This window comes from Peribacillus sp. P4_C12 (assembly GCF_056402095.1).
The window spans coordinates 1-3,853 of record NZ_JBFUIB010000364.1; the positions used below are offsets into that span (position 1 = coordinate 1).

General features: G+C 38.6%; 4 protein-coding genes. All 4 read right to left on the reverse strand.

Annotation, left to right across the window (positions count from 1 at the left end; translation table 11 throughout):
• Positions 1-20: 20 nt before the first annotated feature.
• On the reverse strand, positions 21-1,373 hold the full coding sequence (locus tag AC1DUW_RS22975) for an aspartate aminotransferase family protein (protein ID WP_477643547.1): 1,353 nt from the start codon (positions 1,371-1,373) through the stop codon (positions 21-23).
• Positions 1,374-1,570: 197 nt separating this feature from the next.
• The gene (locus AC1DUW_RS22980) at positions 1,571-1,900 is read right to left on the reverse strand and encodes a hypothetical protein (RefSeq protein ID WP_053346612.1); all 330 of its coding nucleotides are present in this window, start codon (positions 1,898-1,900) and stop codon (positions 1,571-1,573) included.
• A gap of 261 nt (positions 1,901-2,161) precedes the next feature.
• Positions 2,162-3,136 (reverse strand): S66 family peptidase, encoded by a 975-nt coding sequence (locus AC1DUW_RS22985; protein WP_053346613.1) that lies wholly within the window; start codon positions 3,134-3,136, stop codon positions 2,162-2,164.
• A gap of 330 nt (positions 3,137-3,466) precedes the next feature.
• On the reverse strand, positions 3,467-3,604 hold the full coding sequence (locus tag AC1DUW_RS22990) for a YjcZ family sporulation protein (protein WP_083450789.1): 138 nt from the start codon (positions 3,602-3,604) through the stop codon (positions 3,467-3,469).
• Positions 3,605-3,853 lie beyond the last annotated feature (249 nt).

Sequence of the window (3,853 nt, forward strand, 5' to 3'; positions counted from 1 at the left end):
CATACTAACTCACTCCCTTGTTAGGATGACAGATGACCCGGTAGGATCTGCTCATTAAATTGTCGAAGTGTTATATCGAGCCTCATTAACAATTCTGCACACTCGTCCTCCGAAATCGTTAAAGGAGGAGATATGATAATTGCAGCCCCGGTTACACCATCTAGACCCGCTGCTGCAGGGTACAATAGGATTCCATTTTTCATTCCCAATTTAATGATTTCATTAGTCACGTCGACACCCTTTGGAAGCGGAGACTTTGTCGATTTATCCTGGACAAATTCCATACCAATCAATAAACCCCTTCCACGGATGTCTCCGATAAAGGAATACTTCTCTCCTAACTTCTTCAGTCCTCTAATTAAGTTTTTCCCTCTGTCGGCTGATTTTTCAACGAGATTGTTTTTTTCTACATATTCTAACACCGCTAACGATACCGCACATGATAATGGATTGGCGCTAAGTGTATGCCCTCCGATAATCGACTGAGAGCCACTTATAATTGGCTCCATCACTTTTCTCGTCATTACAGCGGCAGCTATAGGAGTATACCCCCCACTCATTCCCTTTCCGAATGTTACGATATCAGGTTCTACATCCCAATATTCGGAAGCAAGCATCTTACCGGTCCGACCGAATCCAGTCATAACTTCATCGGCAATGAATAAAATGTCATGTTCTTCACAAATTTTCTTGAGTTTTTGAAAATAACCATCCGGTGGAACAATAGCTCCCCCGGCTGCGCCAATGACAGGCTCAGCAATAAAAGCGGCAATATTATCACCACCAATGCGTCTAATTGTTGCTTCCAATTCCTTAGCACAGGCCATTCCGCACGTATGGGGATCAAGTTGAAGTGGGCAGCGGTAGCAATATGGAGGAGAAACGGAAGGATATGATTCAAGCATAGCAGTAAACCTTTCACGGCGAATCGGATGGCCCGACATCGAAAGAGCCCCCATCGTGATGCCGTGGTAGCTCATCCATCTGGATATAATTTTATGTTTCTTAGGTTTCCCTTTTTCCTGCCAATGCTGAATGGCAATTTTCAAGGCAGTTTCGGTCGCTTCGGATCCGCTATTTACAAAAAAGCTATAATTCAGTTCCCCTTTTGTTAGTTCAGCAATTTTTTTAGCGAGTTTCTCCGCTGGTTCACTCGTAAACTGTGAACGATACACAAATGAAACCTGATTAGCCTGTTTTTTCATCGCATCAATAATTTCCTGAACACCATGACCGATGTTAGCAGTAACAGCACCGGATGAAGCATCCAGGTAGTTCTTTCCTTCTTTATCGTATAAAAATACTCCCTCACCATGACTAATAGTCGGGTAGGCTCCTCCTAGGACCGGCTTGATCAATGAAGACTGCTCCATATGCCCACACTCTCCTTCTCTGGAAACAAACTAGCATTATAGTAAAGTGTATGTCCTGATTCAGGGAATCTTGCTAAGGAAATTGACCTAAGCTTGTAAACATCAAAAATTTCTTTTAGATTTTTGGGATGGGTCATTATAAATAGTGACTTAAAAGGGTACAAAAAAAGTGTATCCACAAGAGATACACTTTTTTCTTACAATGCGCTATTTAGCTTTTCTTGACGAATTGACTCTAAAAAATTTTCATCCTTTAAAACAGCCAGCACATTTTTATAAAAAGCAGTTTTATCAATAACTGAGGTATGTACATATTCATACTCTTTTAAAGATGGATGACGTAAAACTTGTTTCATGCATGAATGACAAACTTTTTTAGTACCTAACTTATAGTAGTTCAAGTTACTTGCATCCCCATTTGAAGTGTCTTCGTTACAAACGAAACAAGTATGGCTTACACGGCCTTTTTTATTATATTCGGCCAAAGCCCCTTCTAAACGAATGGATGCGGGAATTGTTAATAACACATAATCACCTTTTCTATTTTAAATCTCTTAGTATTATATCAGAAAAACATAGAATTTGAACAATTAGCCTCATATTCCCTAATAATGCTTGTAAAATAATAAAATATTCAGCGCTGACAAGAGGTATTACTCCTAAAATCAACCAGAAAACATAGCTTCAGGCAAGTAGAAATAAATTCATATTATAGGGAATTACCAGACCAAACCCAAAATAACTTAAAACACCGTCCACTTTTGAACGGCGTCTTATCTATAGTTTTTTTATGAAAGGACATTAACAGTTACTTTTCCGTTTTTCACATTCATCACTGCTTTTGCACCTACCGGGACCGTTACAAATGGATGAACATGTCCAAAGTTAGCATTCGCGATGACAGGTATACCATTTATTTCTTTCTTTGTTGCAATAATTTCCTGCAAAGCATAATCAGTCATCCCGGATTCCTTTTGGAAACGGCCTATGACAATTCCTTTTATTCCGCTTGCATCTGGCAATTGAAGCAATGACTGTAAATCTCGGTCAAAACTGAATGGATGGCTTTCTTCATCATCTTCTATAAACAGGATACTATCCTTTAAAGAAGGCATATACTCTGTACCCTGTAAAAGATTGATTGTACAAAGGTTGCCTCCAATGATTGTCCCTGTCGCTTCCCCTTCCTGAATGACCATATATCCTGAATTTGTATGGAAAGTGCGATCATCCTGTTCTAAATGCCATGAATCATCACTCCACGTTTCACTTGGTTCAAGATAAAAGTCTTCAACTTGGAGAACTGCTTTTTTAAAGTATTCCATTGTATATTCCAGCCCAGCCTTCATGCCGAACGTCGAGAAATGAGGACCAGGGTATGTAGTTAAGCCTGTTTTTTTATAAATTGCCAATAAGATAGCCGTTACATCACTATATCCCATCAACACTTTTGGATTTTCTTTAATCAAATCATAGTCAATATATCGTAGTAATTGGTTGGCATTATAACCGCCAATAGCCGTAAAGATTCCCTTTACATTTGGGTCCCGAAACGCATCATGTAAATCCTCAATTCGATCTTCAATTGAATTCGAGAAAAAGTCGTCATGGACCAAAGCCGTATTACCATATGTCACTTTAAATCCAAGCTCCATTAATCTTTCTTCTGCCAGCCTGCGTTGTTCCCCTTTGACAATCGCCAGACTTCTCGAAGGTGCAATAACCCGGATTTCATCGCCAGCTTTTAAACGAGAAGGTTTCATATCTTTTTTCCCCCTAAAATAATTACATCTTTCGTTATTTTAGCAGATATGCTGAATAAAGAAAAACCAGGACACTTAAGAACGTGCATTCGTATGATTTCATAGTTTATTCCATAAAAAAAAATAACTAGGATTCCTGGTTATTTTCTTTCACCAGCTAAAAACCGGTTCTTCGATATTTTTCAGTTGGTTTTTTTCGATAATTTCACGGGCAATCCAGCCCCCCAGACACTTGTCTGAGAAAGTAAGGAATTAAATAGGATTTATTCCTTTAAATTAATAACATAAAGAAAAGACCAGCATTTACTGGTCTTTTAGTTTTTTCTTTTGTTAGCAACAGAATGAGGCACCGATGATAATCAACAGAATAAACAATACTACGATTAATGCGAAACCTGAACCAAAACCGCAACCACCGCAGCCACCACCATAACCATATCCTCCGCCATATCCACCATATCCGTACATTAAGTTTCACTCCTTCTTGATTTCTGTTTTCTCTTTACACCTTACCATATGTCATTAAGCCCGCCTTGGTCTGTGCATTAGCCTATTTTTCTAGATTTAAGAAAAAACTTTCCAATTATTGCTTTCATCTTTTTTATTCATATTTAGGTGAACAGCCAAGGGCAACCGCAAAAAATGTCAAAAAATCGCCTAGTACTTATTGTGTAAGTTTCGAATTGGGATATAATAAGGAAAAAACCATTCTTAGCC

Coding starts and splice junctions, on each gene's coding strand:
- AC1DUW_RS22975 (WP_477643547.1), bottom strand. CDS start 1,373: ATGGAGCAGTCTTCATTGATCAAGCCGGTCCTAGGAGGAGCCTACCCG.
- AC1DUW_RS22985 (WP_053346613.1), bottom strand. CDS start 3,136: ATGAAACCTTCTCGTTTAAAAGCTGGCGATGAAATCCGGGTTATTGCA.
- AC1DUW_RS22990 (WP_083450789.1), bottom strand. CDS start 3,604: ATGTACGGATATGGTGGATATGGCGGAGGATATGGTTATGGTGGTGGC.